This window comes from Streptomyces sp. NPDC101237 (assembly GCF_044767465.1).
GTDB classification, from domain to species: domain Bacteria; phylum Actinomycetota; class Actinomycetes; order Streptomycetales; family Streptomycetaceae; genus Streptomyces; species Streptomyces gramineus.
Map to the genome: position 1 here is coordinate 161,534 of NZ_JBIWNY010000001.1, position 23,596 is coordinate 185,129.

22 protein-coding genes are annotated in these 23,596 nt (G+C 71.0%); 10 read left to right on the forward strand and 12 right to left on the reverse strand.

Annotation, left to right across the window (positions count from 1 at the left end; genetic code table 11):
* Window positions 1–67: 67 nt before the first annotated feature.
* Window positions 68–475: a hypothetical protein gene (locus ACIRQ9_RS00755; protein ID WP_404165698.1), complete on the forward strand. Its 408-nt coding sequence runs from the start codon at window positions 68–70 to the stop codon at window positions 473–475.
* A gap of 97 nt (window positions 476–572) precedes the next feature.
* On the opposite strand, the gene ACIRQ9_RS00760 is transcribed toward ACIRQ9_RS00755, so the two are convergent.
* The gene (locus tag ACIRQ9_RS00760; RefSeq protein ID WP_404165700.1) at window positions 573–749 is read right to left on the reverse strand and encodes a hypothetical protein; all 177 of its coding nucleotides are present in this window, start codon (window positions 747–749) and stop codon (window positions 573–575) included.
* 367 nt (window positions 750–1,116) lie between these two features.
* On the opposite strand from ACIRQ9_RS00760, the gene ACIRQ9_RS00765 reads away from it, so the two are divergent.
* On the forward strand, window positions 1,117–1,323 hold the full coding sequence (locus tag ACIRQ9_RS00765; protein WP_404165702.1) for a hypothetical protein: 207 nt from the start codon (window positions 1,117–1,119) through the stop codon (window positions 1,321–1,323).
* A 218-nt stretch (window positions 1,324–1,541) separates the two neighbouring features.
* Here the strand turns inward: ACIRQ9_RS00765 and ACIRQ9_RS00770 are convergent, their stop codons facing one another.
* Window positions 1,542–1,979, reverse strand: coding sequence for a DUF6228 family protein (locus ACIRQ9_RS00770; protein WP_404165704.1), 438 nt, complete (start codon window positions 1,977–1,979; stop codon window positions 1,542–1,544).
* An 837-nt stretch (window positions 1,980–2,816) separates the two neighbouring features.
* Between ACIRQ9_RS00770 and ACIRQ9_RS00775 the strand changes: the two genes are divergently transcribed.
* Together ACIRQ9_RS00775 and ACIRQ9_RS00780 are read left to right on the forward strand one after the other, a co-directional pair.
* Window positions 2,817–3,341 (forward strand): hypothetical protein, encoded by a 525-nt coding sequence (locus ACIRQ9_RS00775; RefSeq protein WP_404165705.1) that lies wholly within the window; start codon window positions 2,817–2,819, stop codon window positions 3,339–3,341.
* A gap of 499 nt (window positions 3,342–3,840) precedes the next feature.
* A complete protein-coding gene (locus tag ACIRQ9_RS00780) occupies window positions 3,841–4,218 on the forward strand; it encodes a hypothetical protein (RefSeq protein ID WP_404165707.1) in 378 nt (125 codons plus the stop codon).
* 115 nt (window positions 4,219–4,333) lie between these two features.
* On the opposite strand, the gene ACIRQ9_RS00785 is transcribed toward ACIRQ9_RS00780, so the two are convergent.
* Window positions 4,334–4,711: a hypothetical protein gene (locus ACIRQ9_RS00785; RefSeq protein WP_404165709.1), complete on the reverse strand. Its 378-nt coding sequence runs from the start codon at window positions 4,709–4,711 to the stop codon at window positions 4,334–4,336.
* Between the two features lie 532 nt (window positions 4,712–5,243).
* Entirely contained in the window at window positions 5,244–5,555 is a 312-nt protein-coding gene (locus ACIRQ9_RS00790; RefSeq protein WP_404165711.1) for a hypothetical protein, read from the reverse strand.
* Between the two features lie 625 nt (window positions 5,556–6,180).
* Here ACIRQ9_RS00790 and ACIRQ9_RS00795 point away from each other — a divergent pair.
* A complete protein-coding gene (locus ACIRQ9_RS00795; protein WP_404165713.1) occupies window positions 6,181–8,616 on the forward strand; it encodes a helicase-associated domain-containing protein in 2,436 nt (811 codons plus the stop codon).
* 1,336 nt (window positions 8,617–9,952) lie between these two features.
* Here the strand turns inward: ACIRQ9_RS00795 and ACIRQ9_RS00800 are convergent.
* Window positions 9,953–12,925, reverse strand: a complete 2,973-nt coding sequence (locus tag ACIRQ9_RS00800; RefSeq protein ID WP_404165714.1) for an FG-GAP repeat domain-containing protein — start codon at window positions 12,923–12,925, stop codon at window positions 9,953–9,955.
* 478 nt (window positions 12,926–13,403) lie between these two features.
* Here ACIRQ9_RS00800 and ACIRQ9_RS00805 point away from each other — a divergent pair, with 478 nt between their 5' ends.
* Window positions 13,404–13,652, forward strand: a complete 249-nt coding sequence (locus tag ACIRQ9_RS00805; protein ID WP_404165716.1) for a hypothetical protein — start codon at window positions 13,404–13,406, stop codon at window positions 13,650–13,652.
* 72 nt (window positions 13,653–13,724) lie between these two features.
* Here ACIRQ9_RS00805 and ACIRQ9_RS00810 read toward each other — a convergent pair whose 3' ends face one another.
* The 6 genes from ACIRQ9_RS00810 to ACIRQ9_RS00835 form a co-directional block, all read right to left on the reverse strand.
* Window positions 13,725–13,868, reverse strand: a complete 144-nt coding sequence (locus tag ACIRQ9_RS00810) for a hypothetical protein (protein WP_404165718.1) — start codon at window positions 13,866–13,868, stop codon at window positions 13,725–13,727.
* 83 nt (window positions 13,869–13,951) lie between these two features.
* Window positions 13,952–15,856 (reverse strand): copper resistance protein CopC, encoded by a 1,905-nt coding sequence (locus tag ACIRQ9_RS00815; protein WP_404165720.1) that lies wholly within the window; start codon window positions 15,854–15,856, stop codon window positions 13,952–13,954.
* Window positions 15,857–15,887: 31 nt separating this feature from the next.
* Window positions 15,888–16,646, reverse strand: a complete 759-nt coding sequence (locus tag ACIRQ9_RS00820; protein ID WP_404165722.1) for an SDR family NAD(P)-dependent oxidoreductase — start codon at window positions 16,644–16,646, stop codon at window positions 15,888–15,890.
* The gene (locus ACIRQ9_RS00825) at window positions 16,643–17,116 is read right to left on the reverse strand and encodes a cupin domain-containing protein (protein WP_404166381.1); all 474 of its coding nucleotides are present in this window, start codon (window positions 17,114–17,116) and stop codon (window positions 16,643–16,645) included. Before ACIRQ9_RS00825 ends, ACIRQ9_RS00820 begins: the two co-directional genes overlap by 4 nt.
* A complete protein-coding gene (locus ACIRQ9_RS00830; protein ID WP_404165724.1) occupies window positions 17,103–17,693 on the reverse strand; it encodes a GNAT family N-acetyltransferase in 591 nt (196 codons plus the stop codon). The genes ACIRQ9_RS00825 and ACIRQ9_RS00830 overlap by 14 nt, the downstream gene beginning before the upstream one ends.
* The gene (locus ACIRQ9_RS00835; protein ID WP_404165726.1) at window positions 17,686–19,794 is read right to left on the reverse strand and encodes a penicillin acylase family protein; all 2,109 of its coding nucleotides are present in this window, start codon (window positions 19,792–19,794) and stop codon (window positions 17,686–17,688) included. Before ACIRQ9_RS00835 ends, ACIRQ9_RS00830 begins: the two co-directional genes overlap by 8 nt.
* A gap of 136 nt (window positions 19,795–19,930) precedes the next feature.
* On the opposite strand from ACIRQ9_RS00835, the gene ACIRQ9_RS00840 reads away from it, so the two are divergent.
* The 4 genes from ACIRQ9_RS00840 to ACIRQ9_RS00855 all read left to right on the forward strand — a co-directional run bounded on the left by ACIRQ9_RS00840 (window position 19,931) and on the right by ACIRQ9_RS00855 (window position 21,977).
* Window positions 19,931–20,572, forward strand: a complete 642-nt coding sequence (locus tag ACIRQ9_RS00840; RefSeq protein WP_404165728.1) for an HhH-GPD-type base excision DNA repair protein — start codon at window positions 19,931–19,933, stop codon at window positions 20,570–20,572.
* 66 nt (window positions 20,573–20,638) lie between these two features.
* Window positions 20,639–21,349 carry an HdeD family acid-resistance protein gene (locus ACIRQ9_RS00845; protein WP_404165730.1) on the forward strand — a complete coding sequence of 237 codons (711 nt, stop codon included), beginning with the start codon at window positions 20,639–20,641 and terminating at the stop codon, window positions 21,347–21,349.
* An 85-nt stretch (window positions 21,350–21,434) separates the two neighbouring features.
* Complete coding sequence (locus ACIRQ9_RS00850) at window positions 21,435–21,791, forward strand: hypothetical protein (protein ID WP_404165731.1); 357 nt, start codon at window positions 21,435–21,437, stop codon at window positions 21,789–21,791.
* A gap of 57 nt (window positions 21,792–21,848) precedes the next feature.
* Complete coding sequence (locus ACIRQ9_RS00855; RefSeq protein WP_404165733.1) at window positions 21,849–21,977, forward strand: hypothetical protein; 129 nt, start codon at window positions 21,849–21,851, stop codon at window positions 21,975–21,977.
* Between the two features lie 71 nt (window positions 21,978–22,048).
* On the opposite strand, the gene ACIRQ9_RS00860 is transcribed toward ACIRQ9_RS00855, so the two are convergent.
* Window positions 22,049–23,566, reverse strand: a complete 1,518-nt coding sequence (locus tag ACIRQ9_RS00860) for a helicase HerA-like domain-containing protein (protein WP_404165735.1) — start codon at window positions 23,564–23,566, stop codon at window positions 22,049–22,051.
* Window positions 23,567–23,596: the final 30 nt, after the last annotated feature.

Genomic DNA, 23,596 nt, shown 5'->3' on the forward strand with positions numbered 1-23,596 from the left:
CAGCACTGGGACGGTGCATCGAGCCGACGCATGATGACCCTCAGCACCAACAGAATCTGGAGGAACCATGCGTCGCACGACCATGCTGCTGGCCATCGTCTTGTTTGCCAGCCTCACGGCGTGTGGAAGCAGAGACACAGGTCGTTACGCTGCTGCGAATCCGATAGTTACGCCGCCTGGTACCAAGAAGGACCGCTACCTCAAGTCGGCCGCCAGCCTGTCGTACACCCATAAGCATCCGACTGATGCGGAACTCCTTGCTTTTCCACCGAAGTGGTGCCACGAACTGGCTCTAGAGCACAGCGTCGAGTATGTGTTGGATCCCAACGGAGGAGGCCTGTATCCATATGGGCCGGGCTGGGGGATGCTGCTGAAAGACGCGCACGAGCTGCTGATCGTAGGCGTAACGGTCTACTGCCCGGAGTATCGGGGGCAGGTGTTGAAGGATCTGCGATCCACAGGAGCAGGCTTGTGAACACCGTGCCACGAGAGTCATGAGGACAGAGGCGGATGCGCAAGCCGCGGGATCGTCGCCGAACCCGGGTGCGGCCAGCTCACCCAGCCTCACAGTCTCACGACCCGAAGATCACCTGCAGAACGATGCCGACGAGTGCCAGCCCAGGGAGCGCGGCGACTGCCAGGCACAACCAGGACGCCGCCTTCGCAAGCCGCGTTCCGTGCTCCCGCAGAACCGCGAAAGCTATCAACGCGACGCCGACCACGACAGCGGAATAGAAAAGCGCGGCCATGGTTCACCTCCCCAGTCCGCGAGACTCTATCTTGGCTGTCTCCTCTCCCACGCCGGCACCTGCGCCCCCTCATCCTCGGCCTCTGGCACCCAGGCAATGCCTGTGCGCGGGCATCTGCCGAACAACCGTGACAGCGTGCCCTTGGCGTGCCCGTTGGGGAGGCAGGCCGAGGGGAACCACGGGGAGCGCCGGTCAACGATCAGCGAACGCGCAGGTTAGCGTTCTGCTAGGTCAGATCGAAATCGAACCCTTATATGCGATCTTCCAAACTGGTGCTCCAGGATCGGGCCGACGAGCTTGACCGGGTCGTTAAGACTGCACCGCCCGCGCGGTACAGTGCCGCTCCCCATAGATGGAGAAGGCGAGCATGGAGGTCCCGTTCAGGGATGGCGGTCCGGCGGAAAAGGCGATGCCCTATCTGAGCCTCATCGTCTCCGCGATCCTCTTGGCAGTGGGCGTGAAGATGCACCGTGAGGGAGCATCTCTGTTCTGGCCGCTCGCTGCCGGGCTCCTGATGCTGCCCGCATGTCACGCGATCTACCGGCGGATACGTTCCCAACGCGACCGCGCCTAGAGTGACGTGCGTGCGGCGGCTGACACCAACAAGCGCTAACCGCAGCGGACGAGGCGGGACCTCAGTGAACGATCGGTCGCGGCACAGGGGCAGTTGGTCGACGTGACCGACCCCTGTGATCGACCTGATAAGGATGAGGCCACAGCTTCAAGCCCGTAGCCATTGCGTGTGCCGGCCGCACTTCAAGGCCGGTATGCACCGACTTGAGCCTCTTTCGGCTACTTGGCAATGCTCGCAGTGAACGTGTGAATGTCGGCGGCGAGGTTGCGCATGTCCTCGCCTGCCGCGTGCGTCGTGGTGGTCTCGAAGTGCCACTCCTCGGAGGGCGCCCGATCGCGGATGCCCCAGGTCAGTTGGACGTGGCTACCACGGTGCTCCGCCGAGAGGGTCAGGTCGTAGCAGAGGGAGTGCCAGGCACGTGCACCTTCCCAGCCCCGGAAGTCTTCGGCAAGCGAGGCGAGGAAGGTGTCGAGGCCATCGCCGTTCCAAGTCTCCACCGAGGTCTCAACACTTCCCCAGGGCCCGCAGGCTCTGATGAGGAAGTCGAGCGTTGGTTCATCCTCGAACGGGCGTGTCGGCTCCGACAGCAGCAGGCGGACTGGACCGGGGTCTCCCACCTGGACGGCTGGGCGTCCGGAATCGTCGTAGTCGATCACGCGAACAGATTAGAAGACCGGGCCGACGAACAGCCACCACTCTCGGACGGAGCAGCATCGGGAGCGGCGTCCTTCAGACGTGATCGCCCACCATGGCTGTGGATTTCACACAATCTGGTTCCTGACAGCCTTTGGGATCGGGCTGTACAGCAGCGAAGTACAGCAACCGCAACGACCAGCCCCGTGCTTTGGCAGCCGCACCGGACCGATGTACGTCGGTTACGACCTTCGATGACCGATCCACATAGAGCTACGGAACAGAAGTCGTCTGTGCCCCACTCTGGTCGCGGCACTCGTCGAAGTGGTGTCGCGCCGCCACGGTAGGGTCTCCCTCTGCCGACGGGGAGGGGCCAACAGTTGACGGCGTACCAATTGGGCTATGAGGAGGGACAGTGGACCCTCTGGATCGCCCTGGGCTTGGCGGCAGTCTGGGTTGCAACAGGCCGATGGCGGGATTACCCACGCGCTGAAGGCAGGAACACAGAACAGCTCGCCGCCTTGGTGCGGCGCCGGTCCCGGTGGGTCAAACGTTCGATCCTCGCCGTTGCCTCTCTGTGGATCCTGACGAACATCGTCGTCGATCTCTGGGCGGTACCGCAGTAACGACCGTCACGGGTCCTTGCGCATGGAGAGCGATGAGCATCGTGTACAGCGCTCGTGCCAGATCCGTGCCAGATCCGTGCCAGATGGCTCGGGGAATCACGGAGAACACGGGGAGTCCTCAGACGGCCGGGCATGTGCCGACACCAGCCCGCCGCACGTCAGCGAGGTAATCAACTCTGGATCACCTGAGCTTCCCAAGCTGAATGCCGATCGCTGCCCGATAGCCTGCTCCCTGTGCCGTTCGCTCAGGCGCCAACGGGCGCCCTTCAGCTGAAGTGGGAACTCCAGGACCACGGTTGGGCGAGGTGCCACCTGGCCAATGACTCCCATCAAGCTTCGCTCGTAGTCAGCTACTGCACGGACGCGTTGGCGGATCTCGTGGCAGCTGCAGGAGGGCTGTACGGGCAGCAGCGCACGACCCGATTCTTCTTCGACGCCGAGCCGCAGGAACTCCGCTGGGTGCTCCGTGCCAGGGATGTACTGATCGACGTGACCATCTACAAGTTCCCCGATGTCTCGGTCAGCCCCGACCTACCGGACACCGCCGGCACGGTGATCTGGCAGTCGGCACACTCGCGTCGCTTGTTCTCCCACGCCGTGCTGAACGCCGCTCAGAATGTCTTCACAGAACACGGCGAGGCCGGCTACCAGGCCAAGTGGATGCTCCATGCCTTTCCCGTCGCTCTGGTCCAGGACCTCCGCAGACTGCATCTGCGTGACGACGCCTGCGGCCTGCCCCACGACCAAACACATCCCTAGGCGAATGAGGGGTTCCTGACTTCCCAGGGCTCCCGCGGTGACACCCGACGTGCAGCAGCAAGAGTGAGGGTCTGACTGCGTGACAACGCCGACGAACAGCGGCGGACGAGCGCGGACTCCAGCGGACCATCAGCGCCGGTAGGAAGCGTGCCAGCCCAAGGCAGAACCCCTACTCAAGTTGCTCGGGGAGAAGCGGTCGCTCCGTTAGGGTGCGCTACACGACCGACGACGCCCCGGCCTGTCCCGAGTGCAGCCAGCCCATGAAGTTCGGCGGCTTCGTCCTCGTCAAGCGGGAGCACGATGGGCGGCGGACCTGCCGGGCACTGTGGGGGTGTACCGGTCGGCATGTCCGATGGCGCCGGGCCGACCGGTCGGAGGAGCCGTGGGAGGTGTGCCCGATGCCCGAACTGTTCCTCTGACATCCATCGCTGGCACCGCCATCGCCGTACCCGGCGCGGCCGTCCCTCTCAGCGAAGTCACGATCGGAGAGTCTGGGGGCATGCTGTTGCCGCTAACCCATGGGAAGACCGAGCTCATCGAGGTCGTCCGCATCACCGACGCCGTCAGGCACCTCAGTTCGGAGGACCTGGCCGGCGACACTGCCGCGATCTGGGAGGGAGACCAAGCCCAGCAGGCCCTGTCCCTGGCCGCCGACCTACCAGGAAGTGAGCTGTACCGCTGCTTCCTCCCAGGCTGGGGAATCCGGGCGCACAGCTCCACCGATCAGCTCTTCGAGATCGCCTTCTGCTTCCGCTGTCACGGTGCCCGTATCTGGGGGCCGGGGCTTCCTGTCGAACAACGAGGCCAGACCTTCGACGCAGAGAGCCCTACCGCGCTTGAGCTGCTCCGCCGATTCCGCTCCTGCCTGCCGGACTGACGAACAGGTCTCGGCAGCTTCGGGACGAAGAGGTCGCCCTGCCACGGCCGTGCCAGATGCCGGGGTGAGCAGCGGTCAACAAGGGTGGCTGGCAGGCGCTTCGACGCACCACGCGTCAGTCTTCTCCGACTTGGAGCAGGGCCACGACAAACCCGTTGCCCGTGCCTGCGACCACTCCGTCGAAGGTGAACCGAGATACCGGGTTCCACCCACGGCCCGCATCCGATAGTTCGATGTTCGTCCACCACGTGGAGTCCCGTCCCAGCAGCTTCACGACTCGCTCTGCCGCTCGATGGGCGTGCTCACGATCACGACGCAGCCGACCGGGGAAGACCAGGTCACCCGCCGACAGGTAGGTCATGACGGTTCCCGCCTCTTCCCTGTCGACGGCCGTCAGGGCATCGGCGATGTCAGCGGGGCGGGCCGGCCCCCGCGAACCCTCGATGGCGTACGGCGCCCAGGCTTCCTGCGCATCAAGGACCAAGCTGTACACGTGCTCTTCGACCGGAGCCCGCATCCTCGCTCTCGACCCGGCCGAAGACACCGTCCTCCTTGGCCAACGACTCAAACATCACTTGCAGGTCCGCCGCGGTCTCCACCCCCACATACTCCCCTGTAGTGACAGCGTCAGCACGAGGCACAAAGCCGTATCGGCGGCCAGCCGAGCCGTCTCAGTTTCCGTCCCATTCAGCCCGTTCACGGCCGTTCAGCGGGGACTACTCACAGGGCTTGCCCCACCAGTCGACCTCTCATGAACGCAGATGAACGGACCCGGCCGAGGCCTCCGGGGCCACCACCACAGTTGGCAAGCGTGTTGGGGGCAACCCCTCACGAGTTCGAATCTCGTATCCTCCGCAGCCGCCTGACCAGGCGAAACGAAGAGCCGGACCGCTCATTGCGGTTCGGCTCTTCGGCACGCCCTGGTTGCAGTTTCGGTCGCATTCACAGCCGACCTTTGAGGTATGGCCGTCAAACAGGAAAGGTGCATTCAGGGGCTCGGCTGGGCCGTGGTGCGACGCGCCGGTTCAGCGGGCCCAGGAGCGGTATGCCTCGATCCATTGCGAGCCCTCGGGGGCGGGTTTCGGCGGCGGCAGGTCCAGAATTCCGATGTCCTGTCGGGCCGACCCGCGGGCGCAGCGTGCGACCACGCGCCCGTCCTCGGCCAGACCGACACCGACCACGCTCACCTCGACGCCGAGAACAGTCGTGGTGAACGGCACGGCAAGGCGCTCCTCAATCATCGTGAAGAAGCCGGTGAGCTGCTCGTCCTGGCCGTAGGCGTCGACGGTTGCCTCTTCGATCAATGCCTCCAGCGCGGCTGGGTCCCAGGTGCTCATGGCTCACCGTAGCGCTGCACCTTACGGTGAGGACGAGAGCGTTCAGCAGCGGCGTATCCACCGTGGCGCCACGTCGCCGGCAGTCAGGCAAAGGCCCGTGGTTGCCAGCGTGTGACGTTGCATGGTGGGGTTCGGTAGTGAGCGGGCCTGGGATGGGATGGGGTCGGCACACGACAGGGCGGAAGAGAGTGGCACGAGTCGTCGTACGAGAGCCGAGTACGGGCGCGAGAAGCACACCGCCTCTGGCCCGGCAGGAAACATCCGTCCTCGTGAGAGAACTGGTCCTGCGGCACGGCCGCTCGGTCAGGCGGCGCAGGGTCGAGGGTTACGCGCCGCCTGTCGCCGTCGCTGTCTCCGCCCCGGCCGATGCGGAGCCGACGCATCCTTCCGGCGCCGCCTGGCAGGCCGCCACTCGCTTCGCGCTGCGACTGCTGGCCGACGGCCGCCGCCCCCCGGCCCTCACCCCCGCCGGTTACGACACCTGGCAGGCGGGTCCTTTCACAGCCGCCCAGCGCCAGACCCTGGACACCCCGGCCACCGCCTTCCCGCCACACGCCCACTGCCTGCCCGAGCCAGGCCCTGGGACGCCCGCGTGCCGGGCGTCGTCCACGACGAGGTGCACCCCATGAAGTCCCGATCAACGCTGGCGACATGGCTGAGCGGCCTCGACGGCTCTCGTCTGGCACGCGTGCTAGAAGCACGAAAGGACGCCATGTCCCCTCCGGAGCCGCGCTCGGTGGGGGAACTGGCGGACCGTCTTCAGCGCCCCGGATCGGTGGCACTGGCCCTGCCACGGCTCGCGCTGCCACACCTCCAGGTGGCCGAGGCGCTGGCGGCGCTGGGGGCGCCCGCGTCGCGCGATGCCCTGGCGGAGCTGCTGGGGGCGACGGAGGAGGAAACCACCCGCGAACTGGACGTCGTGCTGGAAGCGCTGGCCGATCAGGCTCTGGTCTGGCCGGACGGCGCGGCGAATCTCCGCATGGCCGCACCACTGCGCCACGCATGGGACGCGCCCCTGGGACTGGATGCGCCACTGGAGCGGCTGCTCGCGGGCGCGACCTCCGAGGACCTGCGCGGCATGCTGGCAGCCCTGGGCATCAAGCCGCCGGGCACCAAGCCGCAGCGTCTGGCCGCACTGGTGGCACATCACAGCGACACGGAACAGGTCGTCCCACTGGTCGCGAAAGCTCCTGCGGCGGCTCGGAAGCTGCTCGAACGCCGCGCGGAGGGCGTGCCGGGGCAGCCGCAGTCCATCGTGTTCGGCGCTCCCGGCCCCGGCCTCGAACCGAGCGCCCGGTGGGCACTGGAGCGGGGACTCCTGATTCAGGATCGTCACGCCTACGGTCCGGTCCGTATGCCGGCCGAGGTGACGCTCTCGCTGCGCGGACCCGGCTGGCACGCCCCGTTCGTACCAGTCCCGCCTTCCGTGCGATCGGCGTCCGTCACCCCGGCTGAGGTGGACCACGAGGCGTCGGCCGCGGCCACGGCGTTCGCGTCCCGTGCCGTCTCGGTCCTGTCGGCCTGCTCGGGCACCGCGCCGACCCGACTGAAGTCCGGCGGGATCGGGGCGCGTGAACTGGTCCGCATCGGCAAGGCCGCGCAGGCCGACGACGCCGTCGTACGCCTTGCTCTCGAGACGGCGTACGCTGCCGGGCTCCTGGGCCTGGACGGCGACCGCGTGGTGCCCACCGAGGCATACGACGCCTGGGCGGAGCAGGAACCCCCGGAGCAGTTCGCGGTACTGCTCCAGGCATGGCGGAACCTGCCGCTCACCCCGACCGTGTCGCGCGATGAGGACAACAAGGCGCTTCCCGCTCTCGCGGGAGCACCACCCTGCAACGGCTGCGTGCAGGCTCGCCACGGGCTGTTGGCCGCAGCCGGACAGCTTCCGGCAGGACAGGGCACAACGGTCACCTCGGATCTGGGGTCTCTGATCACCTGGCACCGCCCGCTCACCCACTCATCGCCCTCGGATGGAACACCGTTCGCCACCGTGATCCGTGAGGCCGAAATTCTCGGCGTACTCGCTCGCGGCGCTCTGTCCGCCTTCGGTATCCATCTGCGGACCGGCGACACGGAGGCGCTGGGCATGGAGTGCCGACGACTGCTGCCCTCGGCCACCGCGACGGCACGGATCGGCGCCGATCTCACCGCCGTCGTCACCGGCACACCGTCCGCGCGACTGGCCTCGCTCCTGAACGCCGTCGCCGACCGTGAGACCAGCGGCACGGCATCGGTGTGGCGGTTCAGCGCGGGCAGCATCCGCCGGGCACTGGACGCCGGCCGTGTCGGCGACGACATCACGGCCGCCCTGGCCTCAGTCGCCACCGGGCCCCTGCCGCAGCCGCTGTCCTACCTGATCGCTGACACCGCACGCGGCCACGGCCGCGTGCGCGTCACCCCCGCCGCCTGCGTCATCCACGGCGACGAACCCGCCCTCCTGGCCGAACTCGCCGCCCACCGCAAGCTCGCCAAGCTTGGGCTCCGGCAGTTGGCGCCTACGGTGCTGATCAGCCGCAGCCCGCTCGACACGGCCCTCGCCACGCTCCGGGCCGAGGGATACGCCCCCGTCGCCGAGACGGCCGAGGGCACGGTACGGGTCGAGAGGACCCGGCCTCAGCGGGCCGCCGCGCCGGTGCCGGCTCCGCGCGGCACCGGCGGGAGGGAGAGCGGTCGGATCGCTGCCACAGGCACGGCGAAGAAACCCGCCCCAGTCGACCCGAACACCTTGGCGGCCCGGTTGCTGGCCGCCCCACCGACGACTCCGGAACCCGCACCGTTCGATGGAGGACCGCCCTTCGCCACGGACACCGAGGAGATCGTCGCGGGGTGGGCGAAGCACCTGCCGTACAGCGACGTCCGCCAGCTCGCCCACGCCATCGACGCCGACGCACCCATCACCGTCGACTACGTCGCCACCTCGGGGAACCGGACGGTACGCACCCTCAGCCGCCTCGAACTCGACCCGCCCTACCTCGAAGCCTGGTGCCACCTGCGAGAGGACAAGCGCGTTTTCACCCTCTCCCGCATCCACGGCGTCATGAGCCCTGTGCCCGAATGAAGGGTTCCTCCGGCGTACCGGGACGCCGTACCTCTTCTTCACCGCCGCGGGCGGCCCGGCGGAGGACGAACTGACGGAGCTGCTCGACGCCGCCCCTGAACCCCGCCGACATCGGCGAGATGCTCGGGCTGTCTCCGGCGGCCGGGTTCGACTGTTCGCAGTGGGGCCCTTCGTCGTTGTCCGGTCGGCGAGGCGAAGACGTATCCCTTGCCCGCCCAGTCCGCGCCGGCCGCGATCCGCTCCCGGGAGCGGAAGGAAGCGTCGGACTTCGGTTCGCCGAAAGGTCAGGAACTAGCGACCTGCCTGCGTCGTTGCAGGATCCACCGGTGTACGGGCGGCGTAATGCCGGCACCCACGATGAATCCGACCGTGACGCTCTGGCTCGCGTACGCGACTACTCCGATGACTGCGCACAGAACCACGCCGATCACCACAAGGCCCACGACCTTGGTGCGTGACGCCAGCTGGTTCAGCCACCTCACAGCCGAGAAAGTCGTGAGATACACGATGGAGCCGAAAGCGGCCGACGCCAGAACGGTTAGAGCATCCATTCCGCAACCTTTCAAAATCGAAGCCGAGATGCGCCTATCCGGCCATCACGGTCAGCCGTGCTCCCTTTTGGTCTGGACGAGGGTGTTGCCGTCAAGGCTGTAGCTCGGTGGAGCGAGATGAACAATATCGATCTTGACGGAATGATCAACATATTTGAGCAACATCAGAGGGTTTCTTGCTTAAACCACCCAATGAGCATGTAAAGCCCCGCCGCGCCACGACGAGAGGACGGTTTCACGCCACGTGACTTGAACTCGTCTCATGAAGAGCTGTGCCTCTACATGGATCTGCGGATCAGATGCTGAGCCTCCGTAGCAGGCATCATGAGCCCGCGGGGATAAACGTGGAGCCGCACTCAGCACGGCCAACCCGGAACTGGCGCAAGTCCCGCGCGACCCTGCTGCAGAGTTCGTACGGGCAGGGGGACGCGTTGGCCGGTGCAATCGGCTCACTCCGGTTGCTCGGAGTGACTGGGCGGCTGACCGCCGTGGATCCGTACGGGGATGCTCTGATGAATGAGCAGGAGGCTGCCGTTGCTCTCCGTGAGATCCGCGATCTGGTTCCAGGGCGACTGAAGCGTGCCCCGTCCGGGCCCGACGGACCGGGACCTCACGGGGATCCACGGTCACCAGCAGGCACCGTGCATGGGGAAGGCCCCCGACCGATGTTCCTGGTCAGGGGCCGTTCTCGCAGCTTAACAAGCGGAGGCGGTGGGAGCAGTCGCTCTCGTCAGGCCTGCGGCTCCCGGTGGAGGTGCAGGTCTGGAGGTCGCGGTTCCGGACCGTCAGTACAGCGCCTTGTAGACGCCCCAGCCGCTGCCGATCTTCACGCGTGCGCCGAAGCCGCCCTTGCCGTTGCCCGCCCAGCGGTACAGGTTGCCCGCGGCATCGCGGGTGACGAGGTCGTCGCGCCCGTCCTGAGTCAGATCGCCGACACCGACCAGGGCGTTGTAGGCGTTGAAGCCCGAGGCGATCTTCACGCGCCCCCCGATGCCGCCCTTTCCGTTGCCGTACCAGCGATAGAGGTTCCCGGCCCTGTCCCGGCCGAGAAGGTCTCCGGCTCCATCGCCATTGAGGTCGCCCACGCCCACCAGCGCCGTATAACCGGACAGCCCGGTGCCGACGCGCACCCGGGACTTGAACGTGCCCTTGCCGGTGCCGGCGTAGAACCACAGGACTCCGGACCGGTCACGGGCCAGCAGGTCGGACCGGCCGTCACGGTTGAGGTCCCCGGACGACGTCAGCACGTTGTACGTGTTCCAGCCCTTGCCGATGACAGTGGACTTGTTGGTTCCCCGGGCGAAGTACACCTGCCCGAAGCCCCAGTACGCGCGCAGTTCGCCGGTGGAGTTGCGGACCAGCATGTCCGCGAACCCGTCGCCGTTGAGGTCGCCGGCCGGCACCAGGGTGGAGGAGGTGGGCCAGTCCGCGGTGTAGCTGCGGTTGTAGAAGTGCCCCTTGGGATGCCCCTCCCATGAGTCGGTCCGGCCGTCCTTCCGGACCGCCACCATGTCCGGAAACCCGTCACAGTCGTAGACATGGGTCGGCAAGGCGCCGCACATCACGTCCAGGCCGCCGCTGCCCACCCGCACCGGCGCGGTTCCACCGTCGAACCTCGCGGTCAGCTGCCAGGTGTAGAGACCGCTCGGGGCGGGGGCACCGTTCGGCTCCCGGCCCTTCCACGAGGCCGAGATGCCGTTGACACCGCGTGCGGCCCCACCGCTCACCACAGCCACCCGGCGCCCGGTCGTCTTCTGGACGATGTCCAGTTCCCAGGAGTCCACGGGGCGGCTCAGCAGCAACGACGCCGTCCAGGTCGAGTAGTACGACGAAGTGGTCCTCGGCGCGACGCTCCCGGAGGTGTACGCCTCCCCGATCACCGGAGCGGAGTCCGGTACCCCGTCCGCGCTCACGTGCACGCGGCGATCGGCGTCCACGTAGGCGATGTGGCCGCTGTACTTGTCCACGGTCCACGTGATCCTGCGGTCGTCCGCGAGCGTTCCGGCCGGGAGGGCGGCTATGGAGCGCTCCGCGAGCGGGCTGCCGGTGTGGAAGTCCGTCAGCTTGAGCTCGCCCGCGTCCCGGTCGTGCCGGACCACGTAGCCGTCACCGAGCATGGCGGGGCCCGACGGCACGGCGAAGCCGCGGTTGTTCGTCAGGTCGTACACCCCGGCCTGCTTGTCGGCACCGCAGGACCAGTAGAGCCAACGCGCTGTCGCCTGCAGTTCGGTGGGCACGCAGGCGGCACCGGTCCGCACGGTGCGGACGGGTTTGCCGGGAGTGGCCGCGTCCCCGGTCAGCCGCTCCGCCGTCAGCGTGCCGGGGCTGCCGGGGGTCGCGCTCCACAGGGTGGAGTACCAGAGCGCCGCGGCCTGCACCGGGCGGCTGCGTACGACCTTCTCGTCGCCCACGTCGACCAGATACTGGGTTCTCGGGGACCCGCCGTCCACCACCACGTACCCGTACGACGCGTCCCGGACCTCGCCGCCACTGCCGGGCAACGGCACCTGCATGTGCGACGTGTAGGCGTCCACGCGGGTCTCCAGGTAGGTCCGCCCTGCCGTCTCGGACAGGAAGGACAGGCCGTACCAGTTGCCCTCGACGGTCCGCACGCAGTCCTCACCCGTCGCACAGCGCACGGCGGAAGAGGACATGCCCGCCGGCAGGGGCTTGGCCGCTCCCGCGACCGGGATCGGCCCGGTACCGACGTCCTGCTGGTAGAGGGAGAGCCTGCCGTCCACGCTGTCCACCCGGTTGAGGGTGCCCTGGAACAGGTTCAGTCCCAGAACCTTGGCGATCACCGGGGGCAGCGGCTGGACCACCTCGTGCGCCGGCGGCCCGTCGGGGCCGGCGGTGAAGCGGTGCACCGCCCAGTCGCCGGTGCCGGAGCCGCCGACGAACAGGGCGCTCCCGTCCGCCGTCTGCGGTGGGTAGTCCGACACGAGCGCGATGTGGTCGAGTGCGGTGGTCGGCTCCCCGCCGTCGAGCGGCCTGGACGTCAGCCGCCGGCCGAGCGTGGTGCCCGAGGTGGTGTCCGGGCCCGAAGTCAGGAGGGTGCCGCCGAGGAGGGCCACGGGGGCCGCGTCGGCGGGCAGCGGGAACTCCTGCGTCTCCGAGGACACGTCACCGCGGGGCAGCCAGCGCAGCCCGGTGAAGCCGTGCGCCCACCAGGCGATGCGGTCGGCGCTCAGCAGGATGCGCAGGCCCTGGCCGCTCATCGCCTCCGGGAGCGGGGTGATCACGGCGGTCGCGGGGTCCAGCAGGCCGTAACGGTACGCGCCGTCCTGCCGGAAGGAGATCACCGCGCCGCGGTCGTCCGTGGCGCCCTCCTGCAGGGAGAGGCTGCTCAGCTGGGCACCCGCGGGCAGGCCGGTGATCTGCAGCGGTTGCGCGGGATCGGTGCCGGTGTCGAGGAGCACACCGGCGGAGCTGGTGGTGCTGGTCGCGGACTCCAGCGCCAGCACCTTGCCCGCGACGGTCCCCCGGAACGTGTAGCCGGCCGGAAGCTGCGTCTCCCGACGTTCGCCGGTGTGCGGATCGAGCAGGGTGTACCAGGCGGCGCCCCGGGCCGGGCTCGGTGAGATGGCGAGCAGGTCTCCGCCGGCACCGACGGGTCGTACGACCGCGTTGGCCGGCAGGGTCTGCAGGCCGGCCACCTGCGTCGAGGTGCCGCTCGCGAAGTCGGTCCAGGTGTAGCCGTCCCGGCCCTCCTGCTGGTGCAGGAAACCGGTGCTGCCCGCCGCCAGCGGGGTGTCCACACGGGGTGTGGCCCGACCGGCGGGCGGGATCACGACCTCCTGGGACGAGTCCGCCGCGGTCGCCGCCTGAGCCGCCCACGCGGGCGACGCGTCCACGGCGAGCGGGAGGGCCGTTCCCGCGACGGCCAGAATCGTGGCGGCCGCACCGACCCTGAGGCCCGCGCCACCTCCTCGGCGGCGACCTCCGTGCAGCGGTTCAGTCGACGTCCGGGTCAATGCCCCCACGTCTCCCCCTCATTGATGTGATGATCTGCCGCCGCGCGGCGCTCCGCCCTGGCCGGACGCGCTGCCGCGTCCCCCCTGGTGACCGCGGTGGATCCTGCCGGCCGCTCGTGCGGTAGACGCTAGTCGATCAACGAAGTCCCCGTCCGCCCTGCCGGGATTACGATCAGACAACCCGACGACGCCCCGGCGGGGCGGCCAAGCGCGACCATGCGAAGGCGCGGCCTCATCGGAGGCGGACACCGGGCACGGTGTCGTGTCAGACGCTGCCCTGCGCGAGATCTTTCCCACCGCCCCCGAGGACGGCCTGGACGAGGGGGCACGCCACCTCGCCCGCTGGGGAGTCGAAGGTCACGGCACTGGGCTCGACGACTCGACCGCCGCACTCATGTACATCGATCTGGCTCGGGCGTCCCAGGAGGACGAGCTGCCGGACGCCGTCCGTATGTCCGCTGAAATGCGTCGTGCCGCGCGCTCCCGGCGTGCGCCGACGTTCCGGGGCTGACCATGCCGGTTCAGGGGGCCGGACCGCGCGGGCGGTCCGGCCCTCCGGGGTTCGTCCGGCGCGGGTTCCGTCTCAGTCGGACTCCGCGTACCAAGCCGGTGCGCTCTCCTCGGTGACCACCGGTTCCGCCCAGGCCGCGACCGCGAGGGCGTCCCGTTTCGTCGTGTGTCCGTCTCCGCGCCGGGCGACGGGAGACGCGAGACGGGAGCCGCTCATGACAGAGGCCGTTCACCGGAGTCGCCGGGGGCCGAGGCGGGCCGGTCCGTGCCGAGGGACAGCGTCCGGGCATGTGCTCTCCCCTACACAGCGATCCGGATCCTCTTCGTCACCGTCACCTGGTCCAGGTCCGACACCCGGACCGTCAGGTTCATCGTCCACTCGCCCGCGATCGGGAGGTTCACCGAGTCGGTCGCCCAGTAGCCGCCGCGGTCGGTGAGGCCGGCCGGCAGGGGGCCGATCCTCTGGGCGGCGAGGGTGAAGGAGAGGCGGAGTTCGGGGACGGCCGAGATGCCGTCGTCGGGGCCGAAGACGACCGCCTGGACGGAGTTGGCGCCGACCCGGCCCGGGTCCAGGGTGATCTGCACCTTGCCGTGGCCGTTCGGGGTGCCGACGTCGAAGGGGACCATCGCGACGGCGGCGGCCGGGATGCCGCCCGCCGTGACCCCTCCCGTCGCCTGGTCCGCCGCCTCGGCGGCCGCGCGGCCGGGCAGCGTGCCGGTCAGGATCGTGGTGACGACCAGGACGGCGACCCCGACCGCGACCTCGGCGAGGACCGAGCGGCGCAGGCCCCGGTGGTCCGGCGCGGGATCCGGCTCCGGCGCGGCCGGCGGGGTCGCCTCGGGCGGTGCGCCGACCGTCTGCGGGACGCGGTCGCGGGCCGTCGCCGCGGCCGTGGCCGGCGCGCCCGCCAGCCTGGCCGTCCAGCGGCGGGACTGGGAGGCCGCCGCCAGCAGCAGGATCACGGCGGCGATCTTCACGAGCAGGAGACGCCCGTACGCCGTGCCGGTGAGCGCCTGCCAGGAGCCGAGGCCGCGCCAGGACTGGTAGACGCCGGTGACCACGAGGACCGTCACCGAGGCGAAGGCCACCCGGGAGAAGCGGGTGACGACGGCGGCCGGGAGGGAGCCGGCGGCGGTCCGGCGGAGGACGGTGAGCAGGGCCGTGAGGCCGCCCAGCCAGAGCGACATCGCCAGCAGGTGGAGCACCGAGGACGTGATCGCCAGGGGCACCTGGATGCCGGCCGAGGCGTGTTCCGCCGTTGCCCAGGTCAGGGCCAGCGCGACGGCGAGGACGGCGGCCGTGGCCAGGAACGGGCGGGAGGACGGGCGGAAGCGGTCCGCGCGGCGGCGGACGAGGACGGCGTACAGGCCCGCCGTGACCGCCAGCAGGGCGACCCTCGCCAGCAGCACCAGACCCGGGCGGCCCGTCGCGGTCCTGCCGAGCGCGGTGAGGTCGAAGGCCGCCGTCGGGGAGGTGCCCTCCTCGTACGGGGAACGCAGGACGAAGAGGAAGAGGGTGGCGGCCAGCAGGGTCCACCAGGCCGTCACGATCGGTTTGCGCAGCGGGGCCGGGTCCGGTGGCCGGCACAGGGCCAGGAAGGCGGTCCCGCCCAGCAGCAGCGCCACCGCGAGGTAGGCGACGTAGCGGCCGATGTCGTAGAGGCTGCCGGTGGCGGGGTTCTCGACGGGTCCGGTGGGGACGGCCGCCGTGGTCGCCGACGGTTCGCCGACGGAGAAGGTGAGGGCTCCGGAGACGGGATGGCTGTCCGCGGAGACGACCCGCCAGGCCACGGTGAACGTGCCGGTGCCGAGCCGCTTCGGGAAGGTGATCCGGGCGGTGTCCGCGCCGGCGGGGCCGTGTTCGGGGTCGCCGGTGGTCACCCGGTGGTTGGTGGGGTCGTACACCCGGAACGAGTCGTCGAGCAGGCCGACGGACTCGGTGAAGGTGAGGGTGACGGCGCCGGGCGACGACTTCAGTACGGCGCCGTCGGCGGGGTCGCTGCCGCGCAGGGCCGCGTGCGCGGAGGCGGGGGCGGCGGAGGCGAGGAGCAGGGCGGTGAGGAGGCTGCCGAGGAGGGCGAGGGCACGCAGGGTCCCGCGGGGGGCCGTCGTGCACCGCCGGCCGTGTTCTTGGCTCACGTCACCGTCCTGAGTCCGGAAGCAGGCGTTCCCGGTTGATACGGATGCGGGGCCCGCCTCACTCATTGTGGTGCGGTGCTCGTGGTGGGGTGCGCCGTCACCATGTCGGGCGGGCGGACACTCCGCCGTCCACCACGAGGTCGTGGCCGGTGATCCAGGACGCCAGCGGGGACGCCAGGAAGACCACCGCGTCCGCCACGTCCTCGGGTCGGCCCAGGCGGCCCGTCGGCACCGCCTCCCGCCATCGGCGCACGCCCTCCGGCCACGCGTCGGCCAGGCCCTCCCGGTCGATCAGGCCGGGCGAGACGCTGTTGACGCGGATGCCGAGGCGCCCGTACTCCAGGGCCGCGGACCGCGCGTGCATCACCACCGCCGCCTTCGCCGCGCTGTAGTGGGCGTGGCCGACGGCCGGGTGGGACGCCTCGATGGAGGCGATGTGGGTGATCGTGCCGCCGCCGGGCTGGGCGCGCATGATGTCGGCGGCCGCCTGGGTGCAGGCGAAGACGCTGCCGAGGTCGGTGTCCACGACCGCGCGCCAGTCGGCCGCGGTCATGCCGGGCAGCGGCTGCACGGGCTGCACGGCCGCGTTGTTGACCAGCGCGGTCAGCCGTCCGCCGAACCGGTCCGCGGACTCCTGGACGATCCGGTGGCAGGTCTCCTCGTCGGCCAGGTCGCCCTGCACCACGACCGCGCGGTCGCCGATGGCCGAGGCGACCTCGCGGGCCGCCGCCAGCGCCGTGCGGCAGTGCACGGCGACCGCCGCGCCCTGTTCGGCCAGGCGCAGCGCGATGGCCCGTCCGATGCCGCCGCTCGCGCCCGTGACCAGGGCCGTCTGTCCGTCCAACAGCTGGTTCATGGACGGCAGAGTCCCGTGATGCGGGCGGCTTCGGTGGGGTAACGCGCCGTGAGGTCGGCCGCGTTCCCGTGCTCGTACCCCTCGAAGGTGAAGCCGGGGGCCATCGTGCAGCCGAACAGGGTCCAGGCGCCGGGCGGCGTGACCCGGCCGCCCATCCAGGTGCCCGCCGGGACGGTCAGCTGGATCTGCTGGCCGCCGCCGAGGTCGGGGCCGAGGACGGCGGTGCGGGTGCCGCCGTCGGGGGCGAGGAGCAGCAGGTGCAGCGGGTCGCCGAGGTAGTGGTGCCAGATCTCGTCGGTGGGCAGGCGGTGCAGCGCCGAGAAGTCGTCCGCGGTGAGGAGGCCGACGATCGCGGTGCCCTCGGGGCGGCCGTCGGCACGGTCGGGACCGGCCCAGGTCTGCCGGAACAGGCCGCCCTCGCGGGGGATCGGCTCCAGGCCGTAGTGGGCGATCAGGTCATCGGGGGTCAGCACTCGCGAAGGCTACCTCCCGGGTGAGGAACGCCAGTTGCGCGTGCTTCTCCGGCAGCCGGACGTCGGGCAGGTCGATCCGGGGGAGCACGACGGCCGGGCCGCGGGTGAAGCCCTGACGGGTGAAGCGGGTGATGGCCTTCTCGTTGCGGACGTCCGGGTCCACGACGATGCGCCGGCGGTCGAGGGTGCGCAGGGCGAACTCCGTGACGGCGGACAGGAGGGCGTCCGTCCAGCCGGGCCGGGGGCCGTCCGGTCCGGCCGGGGCGAGCAGGACGTGGATGCCGATGTCGCCGGGGCGGACGTCGTAGCACTCGCCCACCCGGTCGGCGGCCGGGTCGTACGTCTGGAGGAGCGCGGCCGGGGTGCCGTCCTTCTCGGCGAGGTAGGCGTGGTGGGTGTCGAGGGTGGCCAGGTGGGCGTAGATCTCCACGACCCGGGCGCGGGTGAGGCCGGTCATGCCCCAGAAGGCGGCGCGTTCCTCGGCGACCCAGGCGTGGACGACGTCCGCGTCGCGCTCGGGGTCCAGGGGGCGGATCCGTACGGTGCCGTAGCCGTCGACGGTGTACTCAGTCATGGGTCTCCTCCACGAGTTCCAGCCGGTCCCAGTCGGTGCCGACCGGGGCCAGGTCGCCCTTGAGCCACAGGGCGAGTTGATCGGTGTGGTGCGGGGCGCCGGGGACGCCGTCGGCGCCGAAGGGCACCACCCAGCGGCTGTTGTCGCGGTCGGCCAGGTCCCAGACGTACCGGGCGGCCGGGCCGCGTGCGGCGAGGTCGGTGAGGCCGGGCACGGCGGAGGTGCACAGCACGCAGTCGTGGTCGCCGGACAGGGCGGGTCCGTCGTACGGCCCGTCGGGCAGCGCCCGCCAGGGGGCGAGGCGGTGGGTGTCGCCCCAGGTGCCGGCGGGCCCGCGCGCGGCGACTTCCTCCACCGCGGCGCGGACGGCGGCGGGCCGGTCGACGCCGAACAGCTCCTCGGCCCTGAGCAGGTGTTCGAGGGCGAACGCGATCCGGGGGGTGAGGGCCAGCCAGGGAAGCAGCACCTCGGGGACGGCGGGGGGTTCGGCGAGGGCGGCGAAGGCGGGGTGGGCGGCGAGGCGTCGTACGACCGCGGTGCGCACGGCCGCGTAGGCGGCGGCGCCGGTGCTGTCGGCGTCCATCCGGCGGTCCCAGGCCAGGAGCAGGTCGCGGAGTCCGGCGGCCTCGGCGGTGAGGCCGTCCAGGGCCGCCAGGTGGTCGAGGAGGGGCGCGGCGGAGGCGAGGTGGGTGTCGGTGTGGATCGCCGGCAGGTCGGCGGCGGACCAGGTGCGGCGCTCGTCGAGGAGGGCGCGGATGCGGTCGGCGCGGTGCGGCGGGGCGAACTCGACGCCGAGGGGGGTGGCGGGGCCGCGCTGGTTCGCCATCACGGCGACGCCGTCGGTGATCTCGCCGTACGGCATCTCGTGCCAGCCCTGCCAGGCGTGGCCGTCGATCCAGGCGGGTGCGAGGCGGAGGCGGTTGGTGCGGGAGCGGACGGGGACGCGGCCGGCGACGCGGTGCAGGACGCCTCCGGCGGTGTCGGCGGCGTGCACGACGTCGACGGGCTCCGTCCAGGCGTCGAAGGCCCGGTCGACGTCGGCGACGCTGCGCGCCCGGAGCAGGGGGAGGAGGGCGCCGAAGCCGAGGTCTCCGGTGACGCGGGGCGGGTATCTCAGGGCCAGCCCCTCGGTTTCGCCGTCGGTGTCCGGCGTGCCGTCCGTGCCGTCCGTGGGGTCGGCCGGGCCGGGGGCCGAGATCAGCGGGCCGCGGGCGGTTTCGAGCACCTCGACGGCGATCGGCGGGCCGCCCGCCACCTCCACCGTCTCCGTGTGGCGTTCGGCCCGCCGCCAGGTGCCGTCCGGGTCCAGGGCCGTCACGTCGGTCGCGGTGCGGCGCAGGCGTTCGCGGTAGAGGTCCTGGTAGTCGGCCATCGCGTGGGTGATGGACCAGGCGACCGTACCGGTGTGGGCGAAGTGGGCGATGCCGGGGACGCCCGGCACGGCCAGGCCGATCACGTCGAACTCCGGGCAGGCGAGGCGGATCTGCTGGTAGACGCCGGGTGCCTCGATGAAGCGGTGCGGGTCGCCGGCGAGCAGGGCGTGGCCGGTGGTGGTGCGGGAGCCCGCCAGGAGCCAGCCGTTGCTGCCGGCGGTGCCCGGACCGTCCGTGGCGAACAGCGGGACCGCTTCCTCTCCCAGGTGCCGTATCGCCTGCTCGCGCCAGAGCTTGGCCGGGAAACCGGCGAACAGGATGTGGGTGGCCAGCCAGACGCCCAGCGGATGCCAGGGCTCCCAGGTGCCGGGGGTGAGGCCGGCGCGGGCGAACTCGGGCGCGCGGGCGGCGCCGGTGGCCAGGCCCTCGTTGACCCCGCGGACGTAGGCCCGCACCCAGTCCGCCGTCTCCGGGTCCTGTCGCTCCAGCGCCTCGAAGCAGCGTCTCGCCGTGTCCGCGAGGCGGGCCCGGCGGGCGAAGACGTCCCAGGCGGCGGCCGCCGAGCCGAGGAAGGACGCGGAGGTGCCCTGGGCGCGGTGCCGTTCGACCTCCAGCTGCCAGGCCCGGTCGTGGGCGGTGACCCGGCCCTGCGCGCGGGCGAGTGCGCGGGCGTCGGCCGCCCGCAGGTGCGGAATGCCCCAGGGGTCTCGGTACGTCGTGGCGGTCACCCTGCGACACCTCTCACATAAGGTTAGGCTTGCCTAAGCTGAATCGTGGAGGAATCGTACGCGAGGGCTACGGGAGCGGCGCGAGCCGGGGCGGCGCGGGCGCGCGGGGCCGGGGCGGGCGCGGGATCATCGAGCCATGGACGCCACACCCGAAGAGAACGACACGAGCGCCGGTGCCACGGTCCTGCGGCTCGCCCAGGATCCCGATGCCGACGAACTCCTCGGCCGCAGCAGGCTCGCCGACCTCATCGGCATGCTGCTCGACCAGCAGGTGCCGATGGAGTGGGCGTTCAAGGGACCGGCGGCGATCGCCCGACGAATGGGGACGGACGGGCCGGACGCGCACGAGATCGCCGCCCAGGACCCCGAGGCCTTCGCCGCGCTGCTCTCCGAGAAGCCCGCGGTGCACCGCTACCCCGGCTCCATGGCCAAGCGGATCCAGCAGCTGTGCCAGTACCTCGTCGACCACTACGACGGTGACCCCGAGGGCCTGTGGCACGACGTCGGCAGCGGCGCCGAGCTCCTCACGCGGCTGGAGGACCTGCCCGGCTTCGGCAGGCAGAAGGCGCAGATCTTCCTCGCCCTGCTGGGCAAGCAGCTGGGGGTCCGGCCGAAGGGCTGGCGGGAGGCCGCCGGAGCGTACGGCGAGGCGGAGGCGTTCCGGTCCGTGGCCGACATCACCGGACCCGAGTCCCTGGCGAAGGTGCGGGCGCACAAGCAGGAGCTGAAGGCCGCCGCGAAGGCGGCGAAGGCCGGGGAGAAGAAGCCGGGACGCTAGCCGTCCCGTCACCCGATCGGCCGCCTCCTGCTGGCAGCGGCGGCTCCGCAGGTTTCACCTGGAGGCATGACCGAGCCTCCCAGCACCGGCCCCGCCGACGACGACCGCACGGCCCACGCCGCCCCGGCCTCGGCTTCAGCCCACCCGCCCGGCACCGCCCCCACGGCCGGGCACCCGACGGCCACCGCCTCCCGGCACGAGCCCGAACCGCCCTTCGAGGGTCCCCTGCACGCCCTCTCGAAGGCGGCCTGGCAGACCGTCCTGCTCACCGGGATCGCCTCGCTGATCCTCGGTGTCCTGGTCCTCGTCTGGCCGGGCGCCTCGCTGCTCGCCGCCGGCGTGCTGTTCGGCGTCTACCTGCTGATCAGCGGTGTCTTCCAGCTGGCCTCCGCGTTCGGCACCCACAAGACGACCTCGCTGCGCGTGCTGGCCTTCATCAGCGGCGCGCTGTCGATCCTGCTGGGCCTGTTCTGCTTCCGCGGCCCGCTGGAGTCGATCCTGCTGCTCGCCCTGTGGATCGGGATCGGCTGGCTGATCCGCGGCATCACCCAGACGATCGCCGCCGTGCACGACTCCGGGATGCCCGCCCGCGGCTGGATGGCCTTCCTCGGCGTCGTCACCTTCATCGCCGGCATCGTGCTGATCGTCTCGCCGTTCGAGTCGGTCGCCGTGCTGACGCTGGTCGCCGGTATCTGGCTGGTGATCGTCGGCATCGTGGAGATCGTCTCCTCGTTGGGCATCCGCGGCCGGGCCAAGCACATCCCGCAGACCCTGTGAGCGACGTCAACCTCGCGCCTCACCGGTACGCCGAGCGAGCGGATCTCACGCCGGGTGCGGTGAACACCGCGGGCCGCGCGGGGAGATGACCGCCATGAGCGGCGGCTCCACCTCCGGGCGCCCGCGGCCGGGACACACCTGGCCGCGGGTGCTCGTGCTGCTCCTCGCCCTGCTGCTGGCCGGTGCGGGAACCGCGGCCGCATCCCGCACCGCGGCCGCATCCCCGGCCGCCGCCGCCGAGACGGCCGAACACGACGTCCTCGACAGCCCGCTGCGGCTCCCCGCCCGCGCCGTCCACCGCGCCGACGTGCCCCAGCGCCCCGCGCCGCTCTCCGGCACGGCGCCCGCCGACCCGGCGGACCGCCGCCGCCCCCCGTGCGCGGCGGCACCGCGGCCGCCGTACGCCACGCCCCTGCTGCGCACCGTGGTCCTGCGCTGCTGACCGACCGACAGGTCCCGCACCCCCCAGGTCAGTCAGTCCTACGCAAGGAACACAGCCATGTCCTCAGACCCGTACGCGGTCCTGCGCGCCCTCCTGCGCGCGGAGGCCGTCCGCAGCACGCCGAAGCCCGAGGCGAAGATGACGGAGCCGCCGAGGCCGCGCCCGCGGCAGCAGAAGCGCGGCTGACCCCGGAACCACCGGACGGCCGGGCGGCCCGTGCGGGCCGCCCGGCCCGGCCGGGCCGGGCGGCCGTCCTGTCAGCGGCGGCGGCGCGCCGTGCCGAACAGCGAACGGGTGATCTCGCGGCCCAGCTGGGTGCCGACCGAACGGGCCAGGGACCTGAACATCCCGCTGCCGACCACCTGTTCGACGAGCGAGGGTTCCGCCGCGCGCGCGGGTTCCCGCCCACCGAGTGCCGCCGCCGGCGCGGACTCCCGGGCCCGCCGCAGTTTCTCGTAGGCCGACTCCCGGTCCACAGCCTGTGCATAACGTCCGTACAGGGCGGACGCCCGGACCGCGTCGTCCAACTGCGCCGCGTCGAGCGGCGCCATCAGGGACTCCGGGGCCCGCAGCCGGGTCGCCGCGACCGGGGTCGGGGCGCCGCGCTCACCGAGCACGGTGACGACGGCCTCTCCGGTACCGAGGCCGGTGAGCAGCTCTTCGAGGTCGTACGACGACTTCGGGAAGGTCCGCACGGTGGCCCGCAGCGCCTTCTGGTCCTCGGGCGTGAAGGCCCGGAGCGCGTGCTGGACCCGGTTGCCGAGCTGCGAGAGGACGTCGGACGCTACGTCCTTCGGGGTCTGCGTGACGAAGAAGACGCCGACCCCTTTCGAGCGAATCAGGCGCACCGTCTGGGTGATGGCCTCCAGGAACGCCTTCGAGGCGCCGCGGAACAGCAGATGCGCCTCGTCGAAGAAGAAGACCAGCTTCGGCTTGTCGGCGTCGCCGATCTCGGGAAGGTCGTGGAAGAGGTCGGCCAGCAGCCACATCAGGAAGGTGGAGAAGAGCAGCGGCCTGTCCTGTACGGCGGCCAGCTCCAGGACCGAGACGACACCCCGGCCGTCCGAGGCCGTCCGCAGCAGGTCGGCCGTGTCGAACTCCGGCTCGCCGAAGAAGTCCGCCATGCCCTGCGCCTCGAAGGCCGTCAGGGAACGCAGGATCACCCCGGCCGTGGCCGTCGACAGCCCGCCGATGTCCTTCAGTTCGGGCCGTCCCTCGTCGGAGGTGAGGAAGGCGACCACCGCGCGCAGGTCCTTGAGGTCGATCAGCTCCAGGCCCTTGGTGTCGGCGTAGTGGAAGATCAGGCCGAGGGACTGCTCCTGGGTCTGGTTGAGCTGGAGCACCTTGGAGAGCAGGACCGGGCCGAAACTGGTGATCGTGGCGCGGACCGGGACGCCGTGACCGAGGCCGCCGAGCGCCAGGAACTCCGCGGGGAAGCCGGCCGCCGTCCACTCCTGCCCCACCTCGGCGGCCCGTCCCAGCACCCGCTCGTCGCGCTGTCCGGGGCGCGCGATGCCGGACAGGTCGCCCTTCACGTCCGCGAGGAACACCGGGACGCCCTGCGCGGAGAGCTGTTCGGCCATCAGCTGGAGCGTCTTGGTCTTGCCGGTGCCGGTGGCGCCGGCGACCAGGCCGTGCCGGTTGAGCACGGCGAGCGGGATCCGGACCCGGTCGTCGGGACGACACCGGCCGTCCCAGAGGACGGCACCGAGGTCCAGGGCCTGACCGGTGAAGGCGTACCCGGCGGCGATCACGGCGGCTTCACCGGCACTCATCGTCGGACCCCCTGTTCCGTTTCGCCTTTT